Here is a 1,558-nt window from a genome sequence, read left to right as displayed (position 1 = left end):
CGGCCGGTCGCATCGAGGCCGTGCTCGCCGATGCCGGGTCGGTGTGCGTGCTCGGCACCACCGCCCTGACCGGGGTGGTGCCGGATGGCGTGCCCCGGGTTGCGGTGGACGATCCCGCGGTGGTCGCGGAGCTGGCGGCTCTGTCGGCGCAGGCTCCCGTGGTGGAGGTGCTGCCTGCGCATCCGGCGTATGTGATCTTCACGTCGGGTTCCACCGGCCGTCCGAAGGGCGTTGCGGTGCCGCACGAGGGGATCGTCAACCGGCTCGCCTGGATGCAGGAGACCCCCGGCGTGGCCATCGGTGTCGGGGACCGGGTGCTGCAGAAGACGCCGTTCGGGTTCGACGTCAGCGTGTGGGAGTTCTTCTGGCCGTTGGTGCAGGGCGCGGCGCTGGTGCTCGCCCGCCCGGGTGGGCACCGGGAGCCGGGCTATCTCGTCGAGTTGATCCAGGGCGAGAACATCACGGTGACGCACTTCGTGCCGTCGATGCTGGAGGCGTTCCTGCGTGAGCCGGCGGCCACCGACTGCACCGGGCTGCGGGCGGTGTTCTGCAGTGGTGAGGCACTGTCGGCGCCGTTGCGGGATCGGTTCCTCGAACTGCTGGCGGGTGTACCGCTGTTCAACCTGTACGGGCCCACGGAGGCGTCCGTGGACGTGACCGCGGCGCGCTGTGCCGTCAGCGATGGTGCGGTGGTGCCGATCGGTGGGCCGGTGGCCAATACCCGGGTGTATGTGCTGGACGGTTCGCTGTCCCCGGCGCCGGTGGGCGTCGAGGGTGAGTTGTACCTGGCGGGTGTGCAGTTGGCGCGCGGGTACGTGGGACGTGCCGGTTTGACGGCGGAGCGGTTCGTGGCCTGCCCGTTCGGCAGTGGCACGGGGGTCCCGGAGAGGATGTACCGCACGGGTGACCGGGTCCGCTGGACCGCCGATGGTCAGCTGGTGTACCTGGGCCGTGCGGACGAGCAGGTGAAGATCCGCGGCTTCCGGATCGAGCCCGGCGAGGTCCAGGCCGTCCTGGCCGTCCACCCTGCCGTGGCCCAGGTCGCGGTTGTCGCTCGCGAGGACGTCCCGGGTGACATCCGCCTGGTGGCGTACGCCGTTCCGGCCGACGCGGACACGCCGTCGGACGAACTCGTCTCCCTGCTGCGGGAGTTCGCGGGTGAGCGGCTGCCGTCCCACATGGTTCCGTCGGCGGTCGTGCTGCTGGACGCGTTGCCGGTGACGGTCAACGGCAAGCTGGACCGCAAGGCCCTGCCCGTTCCGCAGCACACGACGGGTGGGGGCCGTGCGCCGGCCAGTGTGCGGGAGGAGATCCTCTGCGAGGCGTTCGCCGAGGTCCTCGGCCTGCCGGCGGTGGGGGTCGATGACGACTTCTTCACGCTGGGCGGCCATTCGCTGCTGGCAGTGGCCCTGGTGGAACGTCTGCGAGTGCGGGGTGTGTCCGTGGCGGTGCGGGCGCTCTTCGAGACGCCGACGGTGGCCGGGCTGGCAGCCGCACAGGCCGCCGAGGGGATCGTGGTGCCGGCGAACGCCATTCCCGTCGACGCTCGGGAGATCAC

Annotated in this window: 1 protein-coding gene; it reads left to right on the top strand. The window is 71.3% G+C overall.

All coding sequences use genetic code 11. The annotated features are described in order from the left end of the window. Positions 1–20: 20 nt before the first annotated feature. Positions 21–1,558, top strand: a 1,538-nt coding sequence (locus VR45_RS41435; protein WP_353612761.1) for an amino acid adenylation domain-containing protein, incomplete at its 3' end; no start/stop codon positions are given.

It is taken from the genome of Streptomyces sp. NRRL S-495, from assembly GCF_000966955.1.
GTDB classification, from domain to species: domain Bacteria; phylum Actinomycetota; class Actinomycetes; order Streptomycetales; family Streptomycetaceae; genus Kitasatospora; species Kitasatospora purpeofusca.
The sequence above is the reverse complement of the archived record's forward strand: the minus strand, read 5'-3'. Positions and strand labels throughout refer to the sequence as shown.